Source organism: Paraburkholderia sp. CNPSo 3272 (assembly GCF_024206495.1).
Classification (GTDB): Bacteria; Pseudomonadota; Gammaproteobacteria; order Burkholderiales; family Burkholderiaceae; genus Paraburkholderia.
This window is the reverse complement of sequence record NZ_JAMBPQ010000021.1, coordinates 16094-38997: the sequence shown is the minus strand read 5'-3', so window position 1 is coordinate 38997 and position 22904 is coordinate 16094. Positions and strand designations below refer to the sequence as shown.

Genomic DNA, 22904 nt, shown 5'->3' with positions numbered 1-22904 from the left:
GGCCGCGTGCATGCGGGTCGGCGATGCGGGATCTCGTTGCAACGCGACCGCGCGCGAAGGAAGAAGGGATGCTCGAGCATGCCCCGCGCCTTGTCTGAATTTGGCTTACTCGCGCCCGCCGACGCACCAATTGGGGTCATACTTCTCGCCCGCTGTGTAACACCTCGGAAGCCCGCACGCTCACTTAGCTACTCATATAAATAAAAGCCTGCACGGTAAAAAGTTCCGCAACGCCGTCTCTTGCCAGATCTCCGCCCTCATGCGTATGCGTGCTGGGCAACAGCGGATTGACGCGCTGTGCGAAATCAACCATATTTTCCCTAGACGGCTGCGCTCGGTCGGGCCCCGTCGCTTTCCTGCGCATGCAGATCGTGAGTTCCGCGAGGCCTTGCCCATCGCTTCAACGACGATTCTGAGCATGCCGAAATGGCTTTGCCATAACGGTGGGACGACATCATGTCCGCTCAGATTGGTCGCGACCAGAATTTACCCGCAGCGTGCAAGCGTTGCGGCGGACTGCTGTACGAGAACTTCGAATTCTGCCCTTACTGCGGCACGGATTGTCCACTCGACAAAGTCGCGCTGGGCACCCATCCGAAAGCCACGTTGACACCTCTCGGCGCGACGGCGGCGACGCCCCCCGCGCCCGCAGCCGCGAAGTTCGTGCAGGCGGGTGTGCCCGCGACCGACGGGCCGTCGCTGGACGCGGGCTACCCGCACGCCGCGCAGCACACCGTTGCGCTTCTACACGGGCTGCGCGTTTCGCAGATGGGGCAATGGATCTTTCCCAGAGGCCTGTTCGTGTTCGCACTGATTGTTGCGTTCGCGTACGGCACGTATTTGCTGCTCGGTGCGAACCGCCAACGCGAGGCCAACCCTCGCGACGAGACGCTGCACTTTTCGGGCGGTTCGGTTTCGACCAATGCGTCCACGCAACAGGCCGGTGAGACGCCCCCCGCCGCCGGCAGGCAGACCAGCGAACAGCCGCAATCCACCCCGCGCAATGCGCACCCCGTGCCGCAATTCGCGGACGTGGCCGAAGCCCTGCGTGTAGCGCGGACCAGCCTCGCGGAAAACAACTTGTTCGACGCGAACGCCGCGGCCAATGCCGTGCTGGCGCGCGACGGTGACAACGAAGAGGCGCGTGCGCTACAAAACGATATCGCCGCGCGCATGCAACGGCGCGATAGCGCGTTGCAAAACGCGGATCGCTGCGTCGCGCAGCATGCCTGGGCCTGCGTACAGCAACAGGCTTCGGAAGCGCTTGCGATCGATTCGAGCAGTCAAGCTGCGCAATCGTTGATGGAGCGCGCCATCGTATCTACGGCCTGGAAGCCGCTCAGCCCACCCAGTGCCGCCCCGCAAACGAACGCGGCAGCTGCGTTGCCGCGCGGCGCGAACACCGTGCGGCTGCCATCCTCTCAGGACTGGAATACGAGCGCATCGCCGCCCCCGCTGCCCGGTGCGATAAACACAGCGAACGCGGCGAATGTCGCGACGGCCGCCAGTCCCTCCGGCGGCGACAACAGCGTAGACGTCCAGGAGCGCGCGATCGTGCAAAACGGCTGGAAGCGAGCCGCGCCGTCAGGCGCCACGCATTGAAGAGGATTCCACAACATATCGAAGTCTGCAGTACATCGCAAACAAGGCGGGAGAGAGACCATGCTGAAAACGACTCTAGCCGGAGGGGCGGCGCTGATCGCCCTGCTTTTCTCATTGCTTGCCGGCGCCGCCGAGGTCGATGCGCACTACCGCATCGTGACCGGCCCGGAGCGCGGCACCTACATACAGATCGGCCAGGACCTGGCGAAATGGGTCGCGCCACCCGCGGGCATCGACCTCGAAGTGATCCCATCGAAAGGCTCGGCGGAAAACGTCCAGCGCATGAGGTTCGAGTCCGGCGTGAAGCTCGCGCTCGTGCAGTCCGACGTCTACCAGGCCTATGTCGACATGGCCAATTCCGGCAACGAAGAGGCCGGCACGCTGATACGGCCGCTGCGGCTCATCATGCCGCTCTATGACGAAGAGATTTATTTCGTCGTACGTAACGACTCGCCGATGAAGACGATCAACGAGATCAAGGACAAGGTAATCAGCGTCGGCCTGATTGGCAGCGGCACCGCGCAGTCGGCGACGACTCTGTACCGCCTCATGTTCGGCCAGCCGATTCCCGAGCAGAACGCGCAGCACCTGAGCAACGAAGACGCGCTCGCCGCGCTCATCGTCAAGAAGATCGATGTGGCGATCATCGTCGCCGGACAGCCCGCCAAGCTCTTCACCGACATGAACCCCGAGCTGCTGCAGCAGATCCGCTTCCTGCGCGTCGATGCGAACGCGCCGGAGACGGCGCGCGCAAAGCAAACCTACTATCCCGCGACGATTCACGTATCGAGCTACCCGAACTGGCTCAAGGAAGACGTGCCGACGTGGACCGTCAAGGCCTTTCTCGTCACCTATGACTACAACCTGCGCGATACGGTCGGCAACCTGAAGCGCTTTGCCGATTCGCTCTGCGCGAACTTCGACAACCTGCAGGAGCACGGCCATCCGAAGTGGAAGCAGGTGAAGCTCGAACTACCGGGCCTCGGCAAAGGCTGGCAATACTATCCGCCGGTTGAGCGACGTCTGAAGGCGTGTTTCGCGCATCGCGCGGCGATGCAGGCCGCCACGGGTTCAACCGCGGCGCAAGGCGGTCCCGCCGCACAAAAAGTCGACGGGCGGCCATGTTCGGATCAGGAACGCCTGCTCCTGCTCTGCAAGTAATCCCCCGAGGAATCCGCGCGCCGAACGCGGCCGCCGACGCGCGAACGCGAGGCAAGTGGGCCCTTCCAACGCCAGTACGGCGTGGAAGGCGATCGCCTTTTGCCCGCATTCATTCTCTCCTGGTAACTGCCTTCAGGATGTCCTAATGTCCAGGGGTGCCGTGATGCCGGCACGTCGAAACGGTCTTCCCGATGCAGTGCGTCCTAGCCTAACAACAAACAAGGAGACACCCATGAGAGATACCCCGTTCACAGTCCGGCGTAAAACGGCACGCCTGCGTGCCGCGATCGCCATCGCAGGCGCGGCGCTCGTTCCCGGCGCACACGCTGCGGAAAACAACGCCCATCACCCGGCCTTCAACCGGCTGCCGTCGTTCGTGGTGGCGAGCAGCCTGCAAACCACCAGCTACGATGGCGTCAGCGACGATCTGTTGACCGCCGGGCTCGGCAAAACCGGCCTCGCCGGGGCGCAGCCCGCCATCGCGAATCCCGCGGCCCCGACGGCCGCGGAACTGCGCCGGCTCGCGATCTGGTCGAACTACCGCGCGCTCGTCGATATCAGCGCGAACGGCGGTTATGGCCGCTTCTGGGGGCCCAACGTCGATCTTTACGGCAATGACACGCTGGGTGAAGGCAAAATTGCCGGCACCGAATATCTCGCGTTTGCCGACGACGGCAGCGGCCGCCGGAACGTCAGCCTGCTCGTGCAAGTGCCGACCAGCTTCGATCCGGCGAACCCGTGCATCGTGACCGCCACGTCGTCGGGCTCGCGCGGCGTGTACGGCGCCATCTCGGCGGCCGGCGAGTGGGGACTCAAGCGCGGCTGCGCGGTCGCCTATACGGACAAGGGCACAGGCAACGGCGCAGAAGAATTGATGAGCGGCCTCGTGACGTTGATCGATGGCGTCACGGCCAACGCCGCAACGGCTGGACGCGGGAGCATTTTCACCGCGAACGTGCCGGCGGCCGCGCTGGCCGCCTACAACCAGAAGTTTCCGAACCGGTACGCTTTCAAGCACGCGCATTCGCAATTGAACCCCGAAGCGGACTGGGGCAAGGACACGCTCGAAGCGGTCCAGTTTGCGTACTGGGTGCTCAACCAGCAGTTCGCGCCGCGCGTCGACGCATCGAATCGCGGCGTGCGCTACGCGCCCGGCGACATCACGACGATCGCCGCTTCCGTGAGCAACGGCGGCGGCGCATCGCTCGCCGCAGCCGAAGAGGACACGGACAAGTGGATCACGGCGGTCGTGGTCGGCGAACCGCAGATCAATGTGCGCATGCCCGGTGAGGCGCAAGTCCGGGAAGGCGGGCAGCGCATCGCCGCGGCCGGCAAACCGCTGGCGGACTACATGACGCTCGCGAACCTGCTGCAACCCTGCGCCGCACTCGCGGACGCCGCCGCAGGGGCGCCCTATCTCACGGCGCTACCCGTGGCGACGACGACCGCCATACGCCAGGCGCGCTGCACGTCGCTCGCGGCGGCAGGCTACATCCACGGCGGCGACACGCAGGCGCAGGCGAACGACGCGCTTCAACGCCTGCATGAAGCCGGCTATGAAGCGGACTCCGATCTGCTGCAGGCGCCGATGTGGGATTCGCAGGCCGTGCCGGCTGTCGCGGTGACCTACGCCGATGCCTACACGCGGTCGAGCGTGCTCGACAACCTGTGCGGATTCAGCTTCGGCACGACGAACGCTTCGACGGGCGCCGCCGGCGTTGCGCCCGCCGTCTCGCCGATGCTGACCATCTTTGGCGTGGGCAACGGCGTACCGCCGACCAATGGCGTCAATCTCGTCTACAACGTCACGCCGCCAGGCGGCGCCGACCATCGGTTCGCCACGCCCGACGCCAGCTTCACGGGCGCGGCATGCCTGCGCGCGCTGTGGACGAAGGGCGATCCGCGCATGCGCCAGAGCGTGCAGGCGATCAGCGTGAATGCGAACCTGCACGGCAAGCCCGCGATCATCGTGCAAGGCCGCAGCGATGCGCTCGTGCCGATCAATCATGCTTCGCGCGCGTATCTCGCGGCAAACAGCGATCGCGAAGGTTCGCGCAGCCACCTGTCGCTGTACGAGGTGATGAACGGGCAGCACTTTGATGCGTTCCTCGCCGTGCCGGGCTTCGACACGCGGTTCGTGCCGGTGCATTACTACAACATCGCGGCGCTCAATCTGATGTGGAATCACCTGAAGAATGGCGCGCCGCTGCCGCCTTCCCAGGTCATCCGCACGATCCCGCGCGGCGGCAGCCCGGGCGCCGCGCCGCCGCTGGGTCTCACGAACCTGCCGGCCATCGTGGAGAATCCGGGCAGCAATGCGATTCGCGCCAACGACGGAGTCGTGAACGTGCCGCATTGAGGCGCGAAGCGCACGCCGGCGCGGCGCTCGCATTACACCGGCAGCTGCCGCGCCAGCACTTCTCTCGCCTGTGTCACCGTGTCCCCTTCGCCGGGATGCGGCGGCAGCAGCGCGAACAGCGCCGGGCAAGGGCGGCAACCGGTGCTTCGGGCCGAGCCGCATGAGGCCCTCCCCCATTGCCGATGGCCACCGCCATCCACGCCCAGACCGGCAGCCAGCATGGACTGCAGAACAGCATTTAGCATGAAGTCTCTCCTGCATCGAGGAAGCGGCGATGCAGTGAAACTGCTTTCGTTCTATTGGATACCTAATTATATTTCTACATCACTGCGCCTGTTCACCCACGGGAGGAAATACATTCCAGTAGCCGTCGTCGTGCTGGAAGAAGAACAGCGCATGAAATCCCGTTGTCTGGCGCGTCTCCACGCACACATAACGCGCCCTGCCAGAAGGGGTATGACCAAACGCGGTGACGTGCACCGGCGCGGTCGGGGCGAGCCATTTTTCGACCTGGTAACGCAGTGACTGCGTCTTCGTGCGTCTCATCCGGTCCTCCCAGAGATCGGTTAGTTTTGCAGTCTTTTCGCCGCAATCCGCGAAAACACCCTGCACGAACCGAACGCTCTTGATGCAAAGCGCAATTCTTACCGCGCCGCATCAAGTGTGTGAGAAAGCACTTTAACTATAGCCACAAAAGCCTTTCGCAACATCGATTTCAGCAAGATAGCAACAAAAGACAAGAAAGCCGGAAACGCGCATCCGCCAATATCGCGCGACGCTGGCTGATGCGCTGCACCAGGGTTCAGACGATTACAAACGTAGGTGAGGTGTGAGGCCCGCCGTCCCGGCGTATCCTGACTTCTGGCAGCTGGCAACCAGGGTAGTTTGACTGGCGATCGAAATGATGAGACAGGTGTACGTCGCGATTTACATCTTGTTGTTGATAGTCGTTGTCGTCGGCGTGGATATTATTTTCCTCAAGCATCTATTCTGGCTACGACTGGCCGTGAACATCGGCATCGTCGTCGTGTTCGCCGCTGTCTACTATGCATTATTAAAGAATCTGTAAGCCAGCGATCGCGAGTGGAGAACGCAAACCCTGCAGCGCACCCCAGGCACCCGCGGCACACACGACCGCACCCATGAAAACCACGAGCCACAAATAGCCCCCGCGGGGCCGATACCGTTGTGGCAGCGCGGTGACGCCAAGCGCGACGAGCAACCCCAGCACGAGCGGCAACGTCAACGTGTTGAGCACTTGCGCGGCAACGTTCAAGGAAACGAGGTCGGGCGCGAGCCAGACAGCCCAGGCACTGCCTGCAACGGCCAGCACATACGCGCCGTAGAACCAGGGCGCGCGGCCGGGACGGACCTCGAGCGAGGCTCGGTACCCGAACACATCGCCGAGCCCCCAAGCCAGCGCGAGGGAACTCACGATGGCTGCCACCAACGCCGCACCGAGCACGCCCGCGCCGAACAGCAGGCGGCCTGCGAACGGGCCCGTTACCGCAACGAGCGCATCGCTGATTTGGCCGATGCTGTCGAGAGAGCGCGGCTCGCCATGCGCCGACAACGTTGCCGCCGCAGCGACGAGCACCGCTGCCGTCAGCAATTGCGTTAGGACGGCGCCAACCGCGGTCTCGACTCTGGCCGACGTGAAGTCCTTCGCCGTGAGGCTGTCCGCGACTGCTGCCTGCTGATAAAACACCATCCAGGGATTGAACGTTGCGCCAATGAGCGCCGCAGCCAGGTAGCCGGTGTCGCGGCCGCCCGCCGCGAGGTGGGTCATCTGCGGGACCATTACCTGGAGTTTGTGGCGCGCACTCCATGCGACGGCGAAGAATGCCAGGTCGAATGCGCCGATGGCGATGGCGATCCGGTCTACGCGCTTGTGCGAGCCCGTGAGCACGATGCCGGTCAACAGGATGACGGCGAGCGGCAGCGTGACGGCACGCGATACGCCATACATTTCCCCCACGCCGGCAACGCCCGTGAACTCCGTCACGAGCGACCCTAGCACGGCCACAACCAGCCCCGCCGCGGCCAGCGCCGCCCAAACCGGTCCAAAACGCAAGCGGATGAGTTCGCCATAACCGCGCCCGGTGAATATGCCGAGGCGAACGGTCAACTCCTGAATCATGTAGAGCAGCGGGACCAGCGCAAGCAGCACGGGCAAGAGCCGCAGCCCCGTTTGCGCGCCGGCCTGCGCGGCCGTCACGACGTTGCCGGCGTCGCAGTCGGCCAGCATCACGAGCAGCCCCGGGCCCCACAGGGCGAGCCGGCGCAGCCCTCGCGAAACGGTTTGCTTGAGCGTCGGGAGACGGGTCATGCGTTCTGAAAGGATGCGCCTGTAGTATCGGTGGCGCGATTGTAGCGTGCGAGTCGGGACGCGGCCTTCATGAGGCCGCGTTTGCTCCGCAGCCCGTCCCGAGGGACGTTGATTTCATTTTCCTTACCCATGGCCTCCATACCCGCGCGTTCATCCCGTCAAACTACCGACGTCCCGCCCGCCCTGATTCTGGGCGCAATAGGCGTGGTTTTCGGCGACATCGGAACCAGCCCGCTCTACACCTTGCGTGAATGCCTGAAAGCCGCCGGCGGAATTAGCCAGACCAATGTATTCGGGATCGTCTCGCTGATTCTCTGGTCGATCATCATTGTCGTGACGCTCAAATATGTGAGCTTCGTCATGCGTGCGGACAACGACGGCGAAGGCGGCATTCTGGCGCTCACGGCGCTGGCCGCGCGCGTGGCGCCCGCGCGTCTGCGCACCGTGCTTCTGACGCTCGGCGTGTTCGGCGCCGCGATGTTTTATGGCGACTCGATGATCACGCCGGCGATTTCGGTCATCTCGGCAGTGGAAGGCGTCGAACTCGTCGATCCTCATCTGGCCACCTGGGTCGTGCCGATCTCACTCGTTATCCTGACCGGCCTGTTCAAGCTTCAAAAACACGGCACGTCCACGGTCGGAAAAGTCTTTGGACCGGTCATGATCGTCTGGTTCCTGACGCTCGCCGTACTTGGCATCGCTCATATCGCGCACAACCCCGGCATATTGCGCGGCGCATTGCCGTCTTACGCATTGAGCTTCGTGGCGCACGCACCCGGTACGGCATTCGTCGTCCTCGGTTCCGTGTTCCTTGCCTTGACGGGCGGCGAAGCGCTCTATGCCGACATGGGGCACTTCGGCAAGACGCCGATCCGGCTCGCGTGGCTGCTGCTCGTGTTGCCAAGCCTCGTTCTCAACTACTTTGGCCAGGCCGCGCTCGTGCTGTCGACGCCCTCGGCGCTCACGCAGCCATTCTTCTCCCAGGCGCCGGGTTGGGCACTGCTTCCGTTGGTGCTGCTGGCAACGGCCGCGACGATCATCGCTTCGCAGGCCGTCATATCCGGCGCGTTTTCCATGACGAAGCAGGCTGTCCAGCTTGGCTTGCTGCCCCGCATCCCCGTCATTCACACTTCGACGCACGAAGTCGGTCAGGTCTACGTACCGTTCATCAACATCTCGCTCTATGCAGCGGTGGTGTTCCTCGTCGTGTTCTTCCGGTCTTCCGATAACCTCGCGGCCGCTTATGGCATCGCCGTCGCCTCGACGATGCAGCTCACGACGCTGCTCATGTACTTCATCACCCACTGCCTGTGGAACTGGAAACCGGTCGCAACGCTGGTAGTGATCGGGCCGCTGGCCGTCGTGGACGCGATATTCGTCGCGAGCAATGCGAGCAAGGTCCTCGATGGCGGATGGTTCCCGCTGCTGGCGGGCGGCGTGCTGTTCGCCATCATGACGACATGGCATCGCGGACGGGAAATGGTCGTCGAGCGCGTGAAAAACGACAACCTGCCGCTTCCTGCATTCATTCACTCCTTGTGCGATGGATCGCACCCGCCTCCCCGCGTGGGCGGCACGGCGGTGTTTCCGGGCGGCGTGCCCGGCATGACGCCGAGCGCGTTCATGCATAATCTCAAGCATAACGGCGTGATGCACGAGACCAATATCTTTCTGGCCGGTACGACCGAGAACGTTCCGCATGTACCCGAAAGCGAGAAAGTCTCCGTTAGCGATCTTGGGCATGGTTGCTACGCGGTCGCGGCGCGTCACGGCTTCATGGAAATGCCCAACGTGCCGGCACTCCTCCTGCTCGTGCAGAAGCAGATACCTACGTGGCAGTACGAGCCCGCCGCCACGTCGTTCTTCCTGGCCCGCGACACGATCCTCGCAACGGCACAGAGCAAAGGCATGTCGCTATGGCGCGAGAAGCTGTTCGCGTTCATGGCGCGCAACGCGGCGCAGGCGGCCGAGTACTACAGCCTGCCAGCGAACCGGGTGGTCGAGATGGGTGGACAGATCAACCTCTGAGACACAATCGGGCGCGCGTCACCCGTTCGATTGCGGATTAAGAGGCTGCCTCGTCAGCCTGAAAATCCGCCTCAACGGCGGAATCGCCGCGAACGCAATCGTGCTTCTATGAATAGCTCAATTGCTTGTTTGTGGTGAGATAACCCATCGGCAAAAATGGCCCTGCCAAACCTTGGTCAGGACCACGATATGTCGAACGCGCCCAGCCTTGAGCTCGATTCCGCCACGCTCGTCGAAGAATACGACCGGCTTGGCATTCGCCAGTTTCATCACGGTCTGCAACTGCTCGACGTGCTCGGCTTGCGTGAAGGCGAACGCGTGCTCGACGTGGGTTGCGGCACGGGCCGCCTCACCGAATCCGCGGCGCAGCGCGTAGGCGCACTCGGTGAAGTGCTCGGGCTCGATCCGTTGCCGCTGCGCGTGCAACGCGCGCGAGAACGTGCGCAGGGCCGCTTCGCCGCGCGCGTCGGCCGCGCCGAAGCGCTGGAAGCGGTGCCCGATGCGCACTACGACGTGGTGTATTTCAACAGCGTGATTCACTGGATCCCGGATCAGGCGCAAGCGCTGCGCGAAGCGTGGCGCGTGCTCAAGCCAGGCGGCCGGATCGGCTTCACGACCATGCCCGAAGAAGCGCCACACGACCTGCATGTCGTGCTGCACGCGCTATTTGCTGGCGAGCCCGAATGGCAGCGCGCTCGAATCGGCGCGCCGAACAAGCTCACACGCGAGAGCTCGGCAGCCCTGCTCAAGGACGCCGGCTTCGACGTGACGCACAACGAGATTCGCACCTTCGGCGACACCTTCGACAACATCGACGATGTGCTCGCCTTCAGCCGGTCCAGTTCGTTCGGCAATTTTCTCTCGTCGCTCACGCCCGGGGACATCGCGCGTGTGGGTGCCCGGCTCGCGGGCGCCCTCGAACCGCATCGCAACGCACGTGGCTATGCGCTCACGCGGCGCATGATCATTGCCACGGCGCACAAGCCGCTCGCGCATTGAATCCCTGCCTTCCATTGCGCAGCGCACGCCCACCATCTTCGAGGAGCACACATGAGCGCAGCATCGCGACGCCAGGGACAATTGAGTCTCGGCGCCTTCCTGATGGAGACGGGCCATCACATCGCCGCGTGGCGTCACCCCGATGCCCACGCAGCCGGCGGCCTCGATTTCGCGCACTACGCCGAACTGGCGCAAACGGCCGAGCGCGCCAAATTCGACGCCATATTTTTCGCCGATAGCGTGAGCGTGCGCGACACCCATGTGCCTTCGCTCTCGCGCACCGCGCGCGCCGATCATTTCGAGCCGATCACGCTGCTCTCAGCGCTATCGGTGGTCACGAAGCACATCGGGCTCATCGCCACGGTATCGACCTCGTTCAACGAGCCCTATAACGTGGCCCGCAAATTCGCTTCGCTCGACCATCTGAGCGGCGGCCGCTCGGGCTGGAATCTCGTGACATCGAGCACCGAAACCGAAGCGCACAACTTCAGCCTCGACAAGCATTTCGATCACGCCTTGCGCTACGAACGCGCGAAAGAGTTCTACGACGTGGTCTCCGGGCTTTGGGACAGCTGGGAAGACGACGCCTTCATTCGCGACAAGGCGAGCGGCATCTACTTCGACCCCGAGAAGCTGCACACACTGGGCTATCGCGGCAAGTACTTCAAGGTGCGCGGTCCGCTCAACGTCGCGCGTTCGCCGCAAGGCTGGCCCGTCGTGGTGCAGGCCGGCGCCTCGGAAGCCGGCAGGGAACTCGCGGCACAAACCGCCGAAGTGATTTTCGTCGCGCATCAGACGCTCGATGAAGCCAGGCAGTTCTATCGCGACGTGAAGGGACGGCTCGCGCGTTACGGCCGCCGTCCCGAGCATCTCAAGATCATGCCGGGCATTTTCCCTGTGATTGGCCGCACGCAGGAAGAAGCGCAGGAGAAGTTCGACGCCTTGCAGGGGCTGATCCATCCGAGCGTGGGACTGCAGCTGCTCGCAAACATGTCGGGCGGCCTCGACCTCTCGCAGTATCCCGTTGATGGGCCCGTGCCCGACCTGCCGGAAACCAACGGCGGCAAGAGCCGGCAACGCTTGCTGCTCGATCTCGCGCGACGCGACAACCTCACGATACGCGATCTTTATCTGCGCATTGCGGGAGCGCGCGGGCATCAACAGGTGATCGGCACGCCGCAGAGCATTGCCGACCAGCTTCAGCAATGGTACGAAGAAGAAGGCGCCGACGGCTTCAATATCATGTCGCCGTGGCTGCCTGGCGGCCTCGATGAATTCGTACGGGAAGTCGTGCCCGAATTGCAGCGACGCGGACTCTTTCGTACGGAATATACGGGCCGCACGCTGCGCGAGCATCTTGGCTTGCCTCGTCCCGCGAACCGCTTCGCCTCGCAGCGGGAAGACGCATTGCGCGTCGCTTCCTGATTCTGTTGATCGACAATCCAAATTTCAGGACGGGTCACCGCGCGCAAGCTGCTCGGCGTCGCCGCGGGCCTGGTCGTCGACCGCCCGTGGACGCTTCATCCCTGGTTGCAATCGATGACAGCGCTCATCGCGCGAGCCGATCGGCGTGGCGATCGGCATTGCGTCGCTCGGTGAATCGCTCTCTACTTCGGCGTGGCTGGGACTCGGGTGCGTCGTTGCCGGCGTCGTCGCAATGACACTGCCATCGGCCAACCAATGGCGCGCGAAGGGCCACAGGCTGCGCTCGAATCGCGAGTGAAAGAACGCGAAGTGTCCGATGCTGCGCTCGCCAATTGAGGCCGGCGCGATGCGTACGTGTGTCGACTGGCTCTGTGTGAAATAGCGCAGCGAGCGTTCGATCGCGCGGATCGTGCCGAACGGATCATCGGGGAAGCTGACAGCGAGAATCGGCGCATGCATGTTGCCAAAACGAGCAACGATGCCCGCGCGCTGCTCGGGCGTGCGCGCAAGCGGCTTCTTGCCGAGCGTGTCTTCAAAGCGGGCGCGTCCCCGACTCCAGATCTTCGCGACGCCGCGCGGCGTGTCCTCCATCCATCCGAACCACGATGCGGGGAAATACCCCATCAGGCCGGTCAACACCGGCATCACGACATGCCATTTCCAGAGCATGAGCGGCATGCTGCGCGGCGCATAATCGCGCCAATACGCGTACTGCGTGCCGACCGTGAAGACGCGGCGAATGAGATGATTCGACGGCGCGAGCCCGATCAGGAAGCCGCCGATGCTATGCCCCACGACGTCGACAGGCTGCCCCGGGAACAGGCTACGCGCGTAGCGCAGCACCGCTTCGAAATCGCGCTCGCCCCATTCCAGCCAGCTCGCGTCGAGCGTTGCGAGCGCAACCGGCTGCGAGCCGCCGATGCCACGGTAGTCGTAGACCAGCACGTCGAAACCCTGTTGGTGCAGCCATGCGCCAAAGCGGAAATAGTAGTGGCAGCGCACCGACGTGGCGGAATTGACGATGACCACCGGACGCGATGCGTCCGCGTTCAGCCGCGCATGACAACGCCACACATAAGCGCGCAGCGTAAAGCCATCTGCGGCGGTGATGGCGACGGCGAAAGGATGCGCCTCGCCCGGATCGGCTGAATGCATGAACGTGCTCCATGAAGAACCCGGAGTGTCGATTTCACTTGACCCTGGCCACCCGTTCAATCAATCTTTGCGCAGCTTTCGCATGAGGAAAATGCATGTCAGTGACGCTCGTGAAACTTCCTCCTCTCGACCTCATCCGCGGTTTCGTTGCGGTGGGCCGGCGTATGAGCATTACGCTCGCCGCCGACGACCTGTGCGTGACCCAATCCGCCGTGAGCCGCCAGATCGCCGCGCTCGAAGAGGCGCTAGGCGTGCGCCTCTTCAACCGCGGCTATCGTTCGATCTCGCTCACGCCCGAGGGCGAGCGCCTGCTGCGCGTTGCGGACAGCGCGGTGCAGCAGATGCAGGAAATCGTCGGCGCGCTGGCGGCGCCCCAAACGCGCCAGCCGGTGACGATCACCGCCAGCATCGGCATTGCCGGATTGTGGCTGCTGCCGCGCATCGGCGAGTTGCAGCGCCAGCTCCCCGATATCGACCTGCGCCTTGCGACCTCCGAGAAGGTGCTCGATCTGCGCGCCGAGGGCATCGATCTCGCCCTGCGCTACGCGCCAGCCCGCATCGCGCCGGAGGCAGCAAATCGCGCGGTGCATCTGTACGATGAATACGTGTTGCCGGTCGCCCATCCTTCGTTGAACGTCAAGAAGCTCGACGCGGCCACGCTCGCGCGCCACGTCCTGCTGGAATTCGAAGGCGCGCGCCGCCCGATGCTGCGCTGGGCAGATCATCTTGGCGCGCGCGGTCTCGACGGCGCGCCGCTTCGCGGCGTGCTGCGCTTCAACCAGTACGACCAGGTCATCCAGGCCGCCGTCGCCGGCCGCGGTATCGCGCTCGGGCGCCTCGCACTCGTTCAGCCGCTGCTTGCCGACGGCAGGCTCACCGCCGTCGGCAATGCACGCGCCGATGGCCCGACCGGCTACGCCTACTGGCTGCATCAGGCCGACGAAGCGCCGCGCGACGACGTGCGCGCCGTCATCGACTGGATCGTCGATCAAGCCCGCCAAACCCGACTCGCATGAGCGTCATGCATGCGAAGCGTGCCAAAAACTCGCTTGATCCAACTCACTTCCCGCGCTCTACTAGGCCCAACACTGCGCAACTGCGAAGCGCCCAGCGCCAGGAGGCGAACGATGACGGGTATGGACGATGCATGGCGCCGCCGCTGGCTGCTCGTGATCGCAGGTGGCGTGGTGATGGGCGCGGCGCTAGGCGTGCGCAACGTGCAAGGGCTGTTTCTGTTGCCGGTCACACTCGATCGCGGCTGGTCGCGTGAGACGTTCGGCCTCGCGCTCGCGCTGCAAAACCTGCTGTGGGGCGTCGCACAGCCGCTAACGGGCATGATCTCCGACCGCTTCGGCTCCGCGCGCGTGATCTTCGCGGGCGCCCTGCTCTACGCACTGGGACTCGCGATGATGGCACTGAGCGCGACGCCCGGCATATACACGTTTGGCGTGGGCGTGGTGCTCGGCGTGGCATTGTCCGGAACGGCGTTCGGCGCGGTCTACGGCGCGCTCTCCCGGCTCTTTTCAGCCGATCAGCGCAGCTGGGCGCTGAGCGTGGCGGGCATGTTCGGCGGCCTGGGCCAGTTCTGCGTCGTGCCGCTCACGCAAGGGATGATCAGCAGATTCGGCTGGGTCACCGCCATTATCGTGCTCGCCGCCATGATGCTCGCCAGCGCGCCGCTCGCGGCATGGCTGCGCGATCGTCCGCTGGCGCGCGACGGCGCGATCGATACGCACGACACCCTGCGCCGCGCGATCGGCAAGGCGTTCGCGCATCGCGGGTTTTGGCTGCTCAACCTCGGCTTTTTGTCGTGCGGCTTCCAGCTTGCGTTCATCGGCGCGCACCTGCCGGCGTATTTGCTCGACAAGGGCATGAGCGCGCGCGAAGCGAGCCTCGCGCTCGCGCTGATCGCGCTGGCCAACACGGCAGGCACGTTTCTATGCGGTTACGCGGGGGGATTTCTGCGCCGCAAGTATCTGCTTTCGGCAATCTACTTCGCACGGGCGGGCGTGATGGCGCTGTTCGTTGTCTTGCCGCTCTCGCCGCTCACGCTTTATGTGTTCGCGTTCGCGATGGGATTCATGTGGCTCGGCACGGTGCCGCTGACGAGCGGGATCGTTTCGCAGATGTTCGGCGTGCGCTATATCTCGACGCTCTTCGGCTTCGTGTTTCTCGGGCATCAGATCGGCAGTTTCTTCGGCGTCTGGCTGGGCGGCGTGGTGTTCGACGCGACGCACAGCTACGGGCTGCTCTGGCAGGGCTCGATTGCACTCGGCGTCATCGCGGGATTGATGCACTTGCCGATCGACGACGAGCGGGTCGTGCAGCGCGCCATGATCGCGGGCCAGCCTTCGTGAGCGAGGCGTTGGCCGTGCGCATCATGCAGCTCACGCTGGCCGTTTCATTCGGAGCGCTTATTGTCTGGACCTTCGTCGAATATCTCGCGCCTTCGACGATGCTTGCCTTGCTCACTGGCGCGGCGTTTTGCCGATGATCGTGCCGCGGGGGCCAGCTTACTTGATCAACTGCAGTATGTCGCGGAAGCGAGGGTGCTGGCTCGAGCGCAGCCATTCGAATGCGACCATCTCGACCGACGCCACTTCGATGCCCGCCTTGTGCATCCGCGCAATGGCCGCCTCTTTGTCGACGGCTTTGCGCGAACCGATCGCATCGATAACGAGAGTGACCGACAGGCCGCGCTGCAGCAAACCGACTGCCGTCTGCAAGACGCAGACATGCGCCTCGCATCCCGCGACGATGACTCGGGTTCGCCCTTCAGGCAGCGCTTCAAACAGCCCATCGACGGTAGCGTCGAAATGGTGCTTTGCAACAGTCATTGAGCAGAGATCGCGTATTTCCTGTGCGTTTTCGCCGAGCGCGCCCGGATTCTGTTCTGTCCCGATGACCGGAACGTCGAGACTCCGAGCAATCCGCCCGAGCCTGAGGGCTTGTGCGGTAAGCGATGCCCCGTCGTGAATCGAGGGCATCAGTCTCGTTTGGAAGTCGATCAGAACTACGATCGATTCGGAAAGGCTATGCAGCATCGCGCATCCTTTTCCCAGATTGCAGTGCGCAAAAATGGCACCTGTCAGGGATATTACTAAGTATGCGATAAATGGTCGCCATGCGACTCTATCTCCCATGCCATTCCCTATGGAGCCAGGCATGCAAGCAGAGACGCTAAAGAAAGCAAGAGCCGCCACCTTTCTCACCCGGTCGGCGCTGTGTCTGATGCTGTTGCCAGTTGCCTGCCTTGTCTGGGCACTCCAGGCGTATCCGCCACAAGAAGCGATTTGGATTTGCTTCTCGCTGGCAATCTATATCTGGCCATTCGCCGGAGTCCTGTTTGTGATCTCGGCGGGATTCCACGTCGGCACCCACGGTCGCCGACTCGAAAAGGACGCCGGATTGCGCGAGGCGCATGGGCACTAACTAGCCCGCGCGTCGTCCTGCCCGCGCGCACTCACCTACCGCGTGCGGGCTCTGCACATTCCAATTCGTTCGATATCCTTAACGCGCATGTGGTTGCGCTGCGGCTGCGCGCGCCATGGCGACGTCAGGCGCGCAATGTGCTTCGACCTGTTGCGCCGGGTGAAAGGCGGTTGGTCGCGCTTTCTCCCATCGCTTCATTTGCACTGTGCCCAGGCCCAAAGCCCAAGGAGAAGAACGATGACCCTGCTCATTTATCTGATCGGATGGATCATTTTTATCGGCGGCGTGGCATGGGCATTGATGGCGCTGCATGTCGCGCTGCACATCGTCGAGATCGTGGCGGTGATACTACTCGGCGTCGCGGTGATCACGGGCGCCACGCGCGCGCGCAATCGCGACCGGTCGACGTAGCCATAGCGAGGCGAGTCACGGGTGTGTGCAGACGGACTGGGCCTCAGCCGGCCATACCAAGATCCGCAAAACTCGTGACTTTCGCCTCGCAAGCCTGCGCAAGCCGCAAATCGTGACTCGAAAAAAAGACCGCGCTGTCTTTGGCCAGGTTCTTGAACAGATCGATGAGAACCGCACGCGCGGCGGCGTCGAGCCCGTTGCCCGGTTCGTCCGCGATCACGACGGCGGGCTCGCCCAGCATCGTCGCCGTCAGGAATATTTTCTTGCGGGTGCCGAGCGACATCTGCTCGAAGCGCTTTTCGAGGTGCGGTGCGAGGCCGAAGCGGTGCGCGAGATCGAGCGTGCGGTCGTCAAGGGTGGTTTTCTTCGTCGATGCCACGAGTTCGAGAAACGCCCGGCCCGTCTGGAACGGATACGCCATGCAGTCGTCGGGCACATAGGCCAGCGCGGATTTCGCCTTGAGCGCGTCGGTACGCAGCGAATGACCGTCGAGCCAGACCTCTCCTTCGTCGGCGTCGATCGCGCCGGCCAGGATGCCAAGCAACGTAGACTTGCCACTGCCGTTCTCGTCGCAGAGGGCAATGCATCCAGCGTCGCTGGCGTACTGCAATCCATGGAAGATCACGCGCTCGCCAAAGCGTTTGCCGAGGTTTTCAAATCGAAGCATGGTGGAATCAATCAAGTGAACAATGGCCAGACAACTCAGTCGCGAAAACCTGCACACGACGGACGCGATATCGTGCCATGCAGGCTGCGAGGCAACAACTGCGCCCATCTTGCGGCGGCACTCACGCATCCATTTTTGAAAGTAACAGACAAATTGCTTTCATTATTATTTCACAAGCAAGGCCGACAGCCTCGCTGCCGACATATACTCGTCCTGCCGCATCGGAATAAACCTCGCAAGCCTCGACGCCTGGAGTCTGTGCGCCCCTCAAGTCTGCCGCAATAGTGACTTCGTGATTTGAAATGAGCGATGGCGTGGAGTACCGACGGCTCATCGACGTGCGGTCCGGGGCGCTTTCATTTTTTGCGTCGATTCAAGCAGACGGTCGGCATGACGCCTCATGCCTGGCTGCTGCGTCTGCGCCTGGAACAAGCGTGCGCCTTGTTGGCGCGCGGCAAGCCAACCATCGCCGAAGTCGCCCAGGGCGTCGGGTTCTACGATCAAAGCCATTTCAACCGGGCGTTCCGTCACGCGTTCGGGGTGGCCCCGTCCGTCTACTGAACCGATGGGCCTTCGATCGCCTCGCGTGTCAATTTTTTACAAGCCAGCCACCCTCTTCGTCTTTAGGATCAGCAGAAGTTCGGCAACGGTTGGTCCGATCGAAAACCTGGAAGCCCATCGCAATGAATCTGCACTTTGAAACCCCTCTGGTGGAGTCGCGCGCCTTGAGCGTCCCTGGTGAACAATCCGTGTGGCTCAAGCTCGATGCCTTGCAGCCATGTGGGTCGTTCAAGATCCGGGGCATCGGCCATGCTTGCGCTGTCCACCAAAGCCGTGGCGCGCAGCGTTTCGTTTCCTCGTCCGGGGGGAATGCGGGTCTTGCCGTGGCTTATGCGGGCCGGCGCCTGGGCATTCCGGTGCTTGTCGTGGTGCCGGAAACGACGACGGAGCGCGCCAAAGAGTTGCTGCGCCTCGAAGGTGCTGAGGTCGTCGTGCACGGCGGTGCCTGGCAAGAGGCAAACCAGTTCGCGCAGACTTTGCTGGGCGCGACGGACGCGTTTCTGCATCCCTTCGACGATCCGCTGCTGTGGCGCGGCCATGCTTCGATGATCGATGAAGTTGCCCAGGCCCGCTTCAAGCCCGACGCCGTCGTGCTTTCCGTCGGCGGGGGTGGTCTGCTTGCTGGCGTAGTCGAAGGCCTGCAGCGCAATCATTGGCACGACGTGGCGGTGTTGGCCGTCGAAACCGAAGGCGCGGCTTCGCTCCATGCCGCCGTCGAGGCGGGTCATACGGTGGCGTTGCCCTGTATCTCCAGCGTCGCCACTTCGCTCGGCGCCAAGCGGGTGTGCGAGCAGGCACTGCGCTGCATACGCGAGCACCCTATAGACAGCCTCGTCGTGTCGGATTCCAGCGCACTCGCCGCCTGCGAGCGCTTTCTTGCGGATCACCGCATTCTGGTTGAGCCGGCTTGTGGCGCAGCGCTGTCTGTCGCCTACGAGAGGCATCCGGCATTGGCCAGATACAAGAAGGTTTTGGTTGTCGTATGCGGCGGCGCTACGGCCACCATCGATCAGATACGCGCATGGGCAGGCGAGGCAGATAGCCAATGACGTTGTGCCTGAAACGTCGGAAACGATAGACCTACGCTCTGTAGACCTAAGCGGTTTTAGACTCTCAGATGTGTTGCAGCATCTCAAGGGCACGATACTGCGCTTCGATCAAGCCATGATGCTGGTTGGAGACTGTGGCGTGCGTATATTGTAGTTCGGCGAGGGGCAGCACGCGCTGGCCTTCGCTTGCGCTCGCCACGGCGACGCCAGCCGGGAACTCCCGTTGCGCTACGAGGAAACGCAACTTACAGGAGCCCGACATGCACTGGCGTCATTTAGCGCTTGGTTCGCTCATAGCCGCGGCATACTCATTACCCCTTGCGTGGGGTGCGAATGAAGACCAACACCTGAATCGGCCGAACGACTTTCATACTGCCACCCCGATCAAGCACCTGGTCGTGATCTATGGCGAGAACGTCTCGTTCGATCACTACTTTGCGACCTATCCACATGCGGCGAATCCCTCAGACGAACCGCCGTTCAACGCACTGCCCGGTACGCCCAAGATCAATGGTCTCTCAGGGCCGCTCCTCACCAGAAATCCGAATGCCACGAATCCGGCCAACGGCGCGGGCGCAGCGAACCCCTTCCGCATCGACCGTAAGCAGGCGGCCACCGCCGACCAGGATCACACCTATGCGGCAGAACAGCAAGCCTACGACAACGGCGCGGTCGACCTGTTCCCGAAGTACACGGGTAAAGGGACGAGCGACAGCGCGAGTGAGTCTGGAAGCAATCGGGAGGTGATGGGCTATTACGACGGCAACACGGTCACTGCGCTGTGGAATTACGCGCAGCGCTTCGCGATGAGCGACAACGCCTGGTCGTCGACCTATGGCCCGTCGACGCCGGGCGCGCTGGAGGTGGTCTCCGGTCAAACCAACGGCGTGAGACCCGTGCTGACGACGAAAAAGCCTTCCGTACCGGGCTCCTATTACGTGAACGACGGACAGGGCGGCTTCACGCTGATCGACGACGTCGATCCCGCCTTCGACAAATGCTCGAGCGAGCGCGACACGATCATGATGACGGGCAGGAATATCGGCGACCTTTTAAACGCGCGCAATATTTCGTGGGGCGGCTTCATGGGCGGCTTCAACCTCGAGACCGTGAACAGCAATGGCACGACCGCGTGCAGGCGCAGCACGCTATCGGAAGTCGTCGGCGCAGCCACTGTGGACTACGTGCCGCATCACAACTGGTTCCAGTACTACGCGTCGACGTCGAATCCGAAGCATTTGCGTCCGAGTTCTATTGAGGCGATCGGGCATACCCTGGAAAAAGACGGCCGGACCGCGGACCCCGCCAATCATCAGTACGATTCCGACGACTTCTTCGGCGCTGTAAGCGCCGGAAACTTTCCGGCCGTGAGCTTCCTCAAGGCCCCCTCGTTCCAGGACGGTCACGCCCGCTATTCGGATCCACTCGACGAACAGGCGTTCATCGCGAAGGTCGTCAACTTCCTGCAGCGCCAGCCGGACTGGACCAGCACAGCCATCGTCGTGACGTGGGACGACTCGGATGGCTGGTACGACCACGCATACGCGTTGCCAACGAGCGCGTCATACGATTCGGTCGCCGATCACCTGAACGGCCAGGGAAAATGCGGTACCGGCTCTGCGCAGAATGGCGTGAACGGCAAACCTGTGAACGGCCGCTGCGGCCCGGGCGCACGCATTCCGTTTCTCGTCATTTCGCCCTGGGCCAAGGAGAATTACGTCGACCATACATTAATTGACCAGTCATCGGTCGTTCGCTTCATCGAGGACAACTGGCTCGACGGCGAACGTATCGGCGGCGGATCGTTCGACAGCAAGGCCGGCAGCATCATGGGCATGTTCGATTTCGGCCGCCGTGGCGACGAACTCGCACAGCGCAAGCTGTTTCTCGACCCGCCGACGGGGCTGCCAGTCGACCAGCCCGCGAAGGTCTGGCGCCAGGCAGCGCGGAATTCGAGAGCTCTCACCTTTCCAGTTTTGATTTCGAATCAATGCGAGGGTAAACGATGGAGTGCGCGCCATTTCTACACTGGCTTCTTGTAGATATGTCAACGCGTATCTGCTCCTTGTCTCCCCGGTTTTCCGCCTCTTGATAATTCATATGGTTGATTTGAAATCCAAATCTCTCTTACCTTCATTTTCTCGCCACTACGCGGCCCCCCCCACGCGCCGCCAGCGCGGGGGTTGATCCTGGCTCAGGTCGCAGCGTGAGATGAAAACGTGGCGCTATGGATCAAACGAATAACGCCCTCGCATTTACGCAGACCCTTGCAGATTTTTCTGGCGCAGCAGAGGGAACGACGATTGCACCACGACCGAGGCGCGTTGCCGTGAACGCCGATTGCCAGATGACCCTTAGAGATCCAGACGGCTTTTGGAATTGCGCAACGCGATGCCGGACATTTGTATGAGCGGGGGCTCTTCTATGTCGAACCGACACGAGGCCTCTCCTGCCGAGACGGGGGAGGTTCTGGTACTGGTGGGCGCCGCCTTCGCTGTGCTTGGCGGCTGGCTCGTCGCTATGGGTTCCACGCCCTACTACGTCGTCACCGGGCTGGCGCTGATCGGCTCGGGTACCCTCATGGTGCGAAGCCGCTCGGCAGGCGTGTGGAGCATCTTTTTCACGCTCGTCGCCGCCCTCGTCTGGTCGATCTCCGAAGTAAGGTGCGACGGCTGGAAGCCCATGCCGCGCCTGCTGTTGCTCGCTTTGCTCGGCATCTGGTTCTACCTCAACATCGTCGTCGTCAATTCGATGATCGCGCGTCCCGTTCGTGTCGTGGCCAGCGTCGCGGCAGTCGTCTATGCGCTCACGATCGTCGGCATGTTCTCGCCCAAAGTACCCATGTCGGTGGCGCAGCACCTTCGCTACGGGCCACTATCGTTGCCCCACAACAGCAGCGCGTCGTCCGATCAGGGCAACTAGCACTGTCCGATGTTTTTATGCTGAGAACGATTTGAGAATTGATTTCGATTCAATCGACGAGATCACGATGGGCGTTCTGCCGGGCTTCGTTAGACGAGTGGGGAACATCAGTTGCTTTAAGGCAGGTCCGGCAGTTACAGAGGTAAGCCATCGTGCTCATACAATTTCCAGACGAAGATGCCTTCTACCATGCGAGCGGCACCGTCCGGTTTCGCGCCGTCGTCGACGGCAACCCGGTCATGTGCGAGATATCTCCGGAGGCCCTTGAAGACTATTTTCGTGCGCGTGCTGGTCGCGCCGGGCTATTAGCAGCCTTCGCAGCAAATAGGAAGGATATCGAAGCAATTACGAGACAAATTCTTCCACACCGGATCTCCGCCGGACGCTGCCAGCTTTTCTTGCGTGACTGCCTGCGCAAGCCAGGCGCGATCGAAGCAGACATCAGGCACAACAGAGGAATCGTGGAACCGGCCCGAGACGACGTAACGGAAATGGCGAGCGCGTGCCTCCCCCCGGCCGTTGACGTCCTCGGGTCCGGAAATGCGTTGACGTGAAGGTGCGCTCTACGATGTACCTCGAATGCGAAAGCCGCCAATAAGTCCTTGACGCGCTGCAGTGTAATCGAAGGCACGGTATATGCGCACGATCGAGCTTGCATCGCAGCAGTTCACCGCTGCGAACTGCTTTCACCGTGTGCGCTGGCCTGAAAAAACATAAGAACGCTTGCGTATGTGGCACGGAGGCGGTTGAGGATTGTGTTCGAGACCGCCCTTCTCACGAATTCATCAGCGGGATGGCCACAAT

At 62.7% G+C, this 22904-nt stretch carries 20 protein-coding genes and 3 pseudogenes; 16 read left to right on the top strand and 7 right to left on the bottom strand.

The genetic code is table 11. From position 1 onward, the window contains the following. The first annotated feature begins 456 nt into the window (after positions 1–456). From M3I53_RS23590 to M3I53_RS23580, 3 genes are all read left to right on the top strand, one after another. Positions 457–1602 (top strand): zinc ribbon domain-containing protein, encoded by a 1146-nt coding sequence (locus tag M3I53_RS23590; RefSeq protein WP_254318251.1) that lies wholly within the window; start codon positions 457–459, stop codon positions 1600–1602. A 60-nt stretch (positions 1603–1662) separates the two neighbouring features. After that, a complete protein-coding gene (locus M3I53_RS23585; RefSeq protein WP_254318250.1) occupies positions 1663–2763 on the top strand; it encodes a TAXI family TRAP transporter solute-binding subunit in 1101 nt (366 codons plus the stop codon). 232 nt (positions 2764–2995) lie between these two features. Beyond that, positions 2996–5122, top strand: coding sequence for a D-(-)-3-hydroxybutyrate oligomer hydrolase (locus tag M3I53_RS23580; protein ID WP_254318248.1), 2127 nt, complete (start codon positions 2996–2998; stop codon positions 5120–5122). A 32-nt stretch (positions 5123–5154) separates the two neighbouring features. On the opposite strand, the pseudogene M3I53_RS23575 reads toward M3I53_RS23580, so the two are convergent. The 3 genes and pseudogenes from M3I53_RS23575 to M3I53_RS23565 all read right to left on the bottom strand — a co-directional run. Continuing rightward, positions 5155–5358 (bottom strand): annotated as a pseudogene (locus M3I53_RS23575) (LysR family transcriptional regulator); the annotation flags it as partial. 88 nt (positions 5359–5446) lie between these two features. Next, positions 5447–5668 (bottom strand): hypothetical protein, encoded by a 222-nt coding sequence (locus tag M3I53_RS23570; protein ID WP_254318245.1) that lies wholly within the window; start codon positions 5666–5668, stop codon positions 5447–5449. 508 nt (positions 5669–6176) lie between these two features. After that, positions 6177–7451 carry an NRAMP family divalent metal transporter gene (locus M3I53_RS23565; protein WP_254318244.1) on the bottom strand — a complete coding sequence of 425 codons (1275 nt, stop codon included), beginning with the start codon at positions 7449–7451 and terminating at the stop codon, positions 6177–6179. Between the two features lie 129 nt (positions 7452–7580). Here M3I53_RS23565 and M3I53_RS23560 point away from each other — a divergent pair, with 129 nt between their 5' ends. From M3I53_RS23560 to M3I53_RS23550, 3 genes are all read left to right on the top strand, one after another. Continuing rightward, positions 7581–9479, top strand: a complete 1899-nt coding sequence (locus M3I53_RS23560; protein WP_254318343.1) for a potassium transporter Kup — start codon at positions 7581–7583, stop codon at positions 9477–9479. Positions 9480–9668: 189 nt separating this feature from the next. Next, on the top strand, positions 9669–10478 hold the full coding sequence (locus M3I53_RS23555) for a class I SAM-dependent methyltransferase (protein ID WP_254318243.1): 810 nt from the start codon (positions 9669–9671) through the stop codon (positions 10476–10478). Positions 10479–10529: 51 nt separating this feature from the next. Further along, positions 10530–11903 (top strand): LLM class flavin-dependent oxidoreductase, encoded by a 1374-nt coding sequence (locus M3I53_RS23550; RefSeq protein ID WP_254318242.1) that lies wholly within the window; start codon positions 10530–10532, stop codon positions 11901–11903. Between the two features lie 24 nt (positions 11904–11927). Here the strand turns inward: M3I53_RS23550 and M3I53_RS23545 are convergent, their stop codons facing one another. Next, positions 11928–13058 (bottom strand): alpha/beta fold hydrolase, encoded by a 1131-nt coding sequence (locus tag M3I53_RS23545; protein ID WP_254318241.1) that lies wholly within the window; start codon positions 13056–13058, stop codon positions 11928–11930. Positions 13059–13153: 95 nt separating this feature from the next. Between M3I53_RS23545 and M3I53_RS23540 the strand changes: the two genes are divergently transcribed. From M3I53_RS23540 to M3I53_RS23530, 3 genes are all read left to right on the top strand, one after another. Then, complete coding sequence (locus M3I53_RS23540; protein ID WP_254318240.1) at positions 13154–14074, top strand: LysR substrate-binding domain-containing protein; 921 nt, start codon at positions 13154–13156, stop codon at positions 14072–14074. A gap of 111 nt (positions 14075–14185) precedes the next feature. Then, positions 14186–15415, top strand: coding sequence for an MFS transporter (locus M3I53_RS23535; RefSeq protein ID WP_254318239.1), 1230 nt, complete (start codon positions 14186–14188; stop codon positions 15413–15415). After that, positions 15412–15552 (top strand): hypothetical protein, encoded by a 141-nt coding sequence (locus M3I53_RS23530; RefSeq protein ID WP_254318238.1) that lies wholly within the window; start codon positions 15412–15414, stop codon positions 15550–15552. Before M3I53_RS23535 ends, M3I53_RS23530 begins: the two co-directional genes overlap by 4 nt. A gap of 19 nt (positions 15553–15571) precedes the next feature. On the opposite strand, the gene M3I53_RS23525 is transcribed toward M3I53_RS23530, so the two are convergent. Continuing rightward, entirely contained in the window at positions 15572–16102 is a 531-nt protein-coding gene (locus tag M3I53_RS23525) for an isochorismatase family protein (protein WP_254318237.1), read from the bottom strand. Between the two features lie 121 nt (positions 16103–16223). On the opposite strand from M3I53_RS23525, the gene M3I53_RS23520 reads away from it, so the two are divergent. Further along, the gene (locus M3I53_RS23520; RefSeq protein ID WP_254318236.1) at positions 16224–16490 is read left to right on the top strand and encodes a hypothetical protein; all 267 of its coding nucleotides are present in this window, start codon (positions 16224–16226) and stop codon (positions 16488–16490) included. A 237-nt stretch (positions 16491–16727) separates the two neighbouring features. Continuing rightward, positions 16728–16901, top strand: a complete 174-nt coding sequence (locus tag M3I53_RS23515; protein WP_254318235.1) for a hypothetical protein — start codon at positions 16728–16730, stop codon at positions 16899–16901. A 43-nt stretch (positions 16902–16944) separates the two neighbouring features. Here M3I53_RS23515 and M3I53_RS23510 read toward each other — a convergent pair whose 3' ends face one another. Beyond that, complete coding sequence (locus M3I53_RS23510) at positions 16945–17568, bottom strand: ABC transporter ATP-binding protein (protein ID WP_254318234.1); 624 nt, start codon at positions 17566–17568, stop codon at positions 16945–16947. Between the two features lie 339 nt (positions 17569–17907). Between M3I53_RS23510 and M3I53_RS23505 the strand changes: the two are divergent. After that, positions 17908–18129: pseudogene (locus M3I53_RS23505) on the top strand (helix-turn-helix transcriptional regulator); the annotation flags it as partial. Positions 18130–18251: 122 nt separating this feature from the next. Further along, positions 18252–19178, top strand: a complete 927-nt coding sequence (locus M3I53_RS23500) for a pyridoxal-phosphate dependent enzyme (protein ID WP_254318233.1) — start codon at positions 18252–18254, stop codon at positions 19176–19178. A 64-nt stretch (positions 19179–19242) separates the two neighbouring features. On the opposite strand, the gene M3I53_RS23495 is transcribed toward M3I53_RS23500, so the two are convergent. Next, positions 19243–19440 carry a hypothetical protein gene (locus tag M3I53_RS23495; RefSeq protein ID WP_254318232.1) on the bottom strand — a complete coding sequence of 66 codons (198 nt, stop codon included), beginning with the start codon at positions 19438–19440 and terminating at the stop codon, positions 19243–19245. On the opposite strand from M3I53_RS23495, the pseudogene M3I53_RS23490 reads away from it, so the two are divergent. From M3I53_RS23490 to M3I53_RS23480, 3 genes and pseudogenes are all read left to right on the top strand, one after another. Continuing rightward, a pseudogene (locus M3I53_RS23490) lies at positions 19439–21082 on the top strand (phospholipase C); the annotation flags it as partial. The gene M3I53_RS23495 and the pseudogene M3I53_RS23490 sit on opposite strands and share 2 nt — an antisense overlap. 520 nt (positions 21083–21602) lie before the next feature. Next, on the top strand, positions 21603–22100 hold the full coding sequence (locus M3I53_RS23485) for a hypothetical protein (protein ID WP_254318231.1): 498 nt from the start codon (positions 21603–21605) through the stop codon (positions 22098–22100). 152 nt (positions 22101–22252) lie between these two features. Further along, entirely contained in the window at positions 22253–22654 is a 402-nt protein-coding gene (locus M3I53_RS23480; protein WP_254318230.1) for a DUF1488 domain-containing protein, read from the top strand. Positions 22655–22904: the final 250 nt, after the last annotated feature.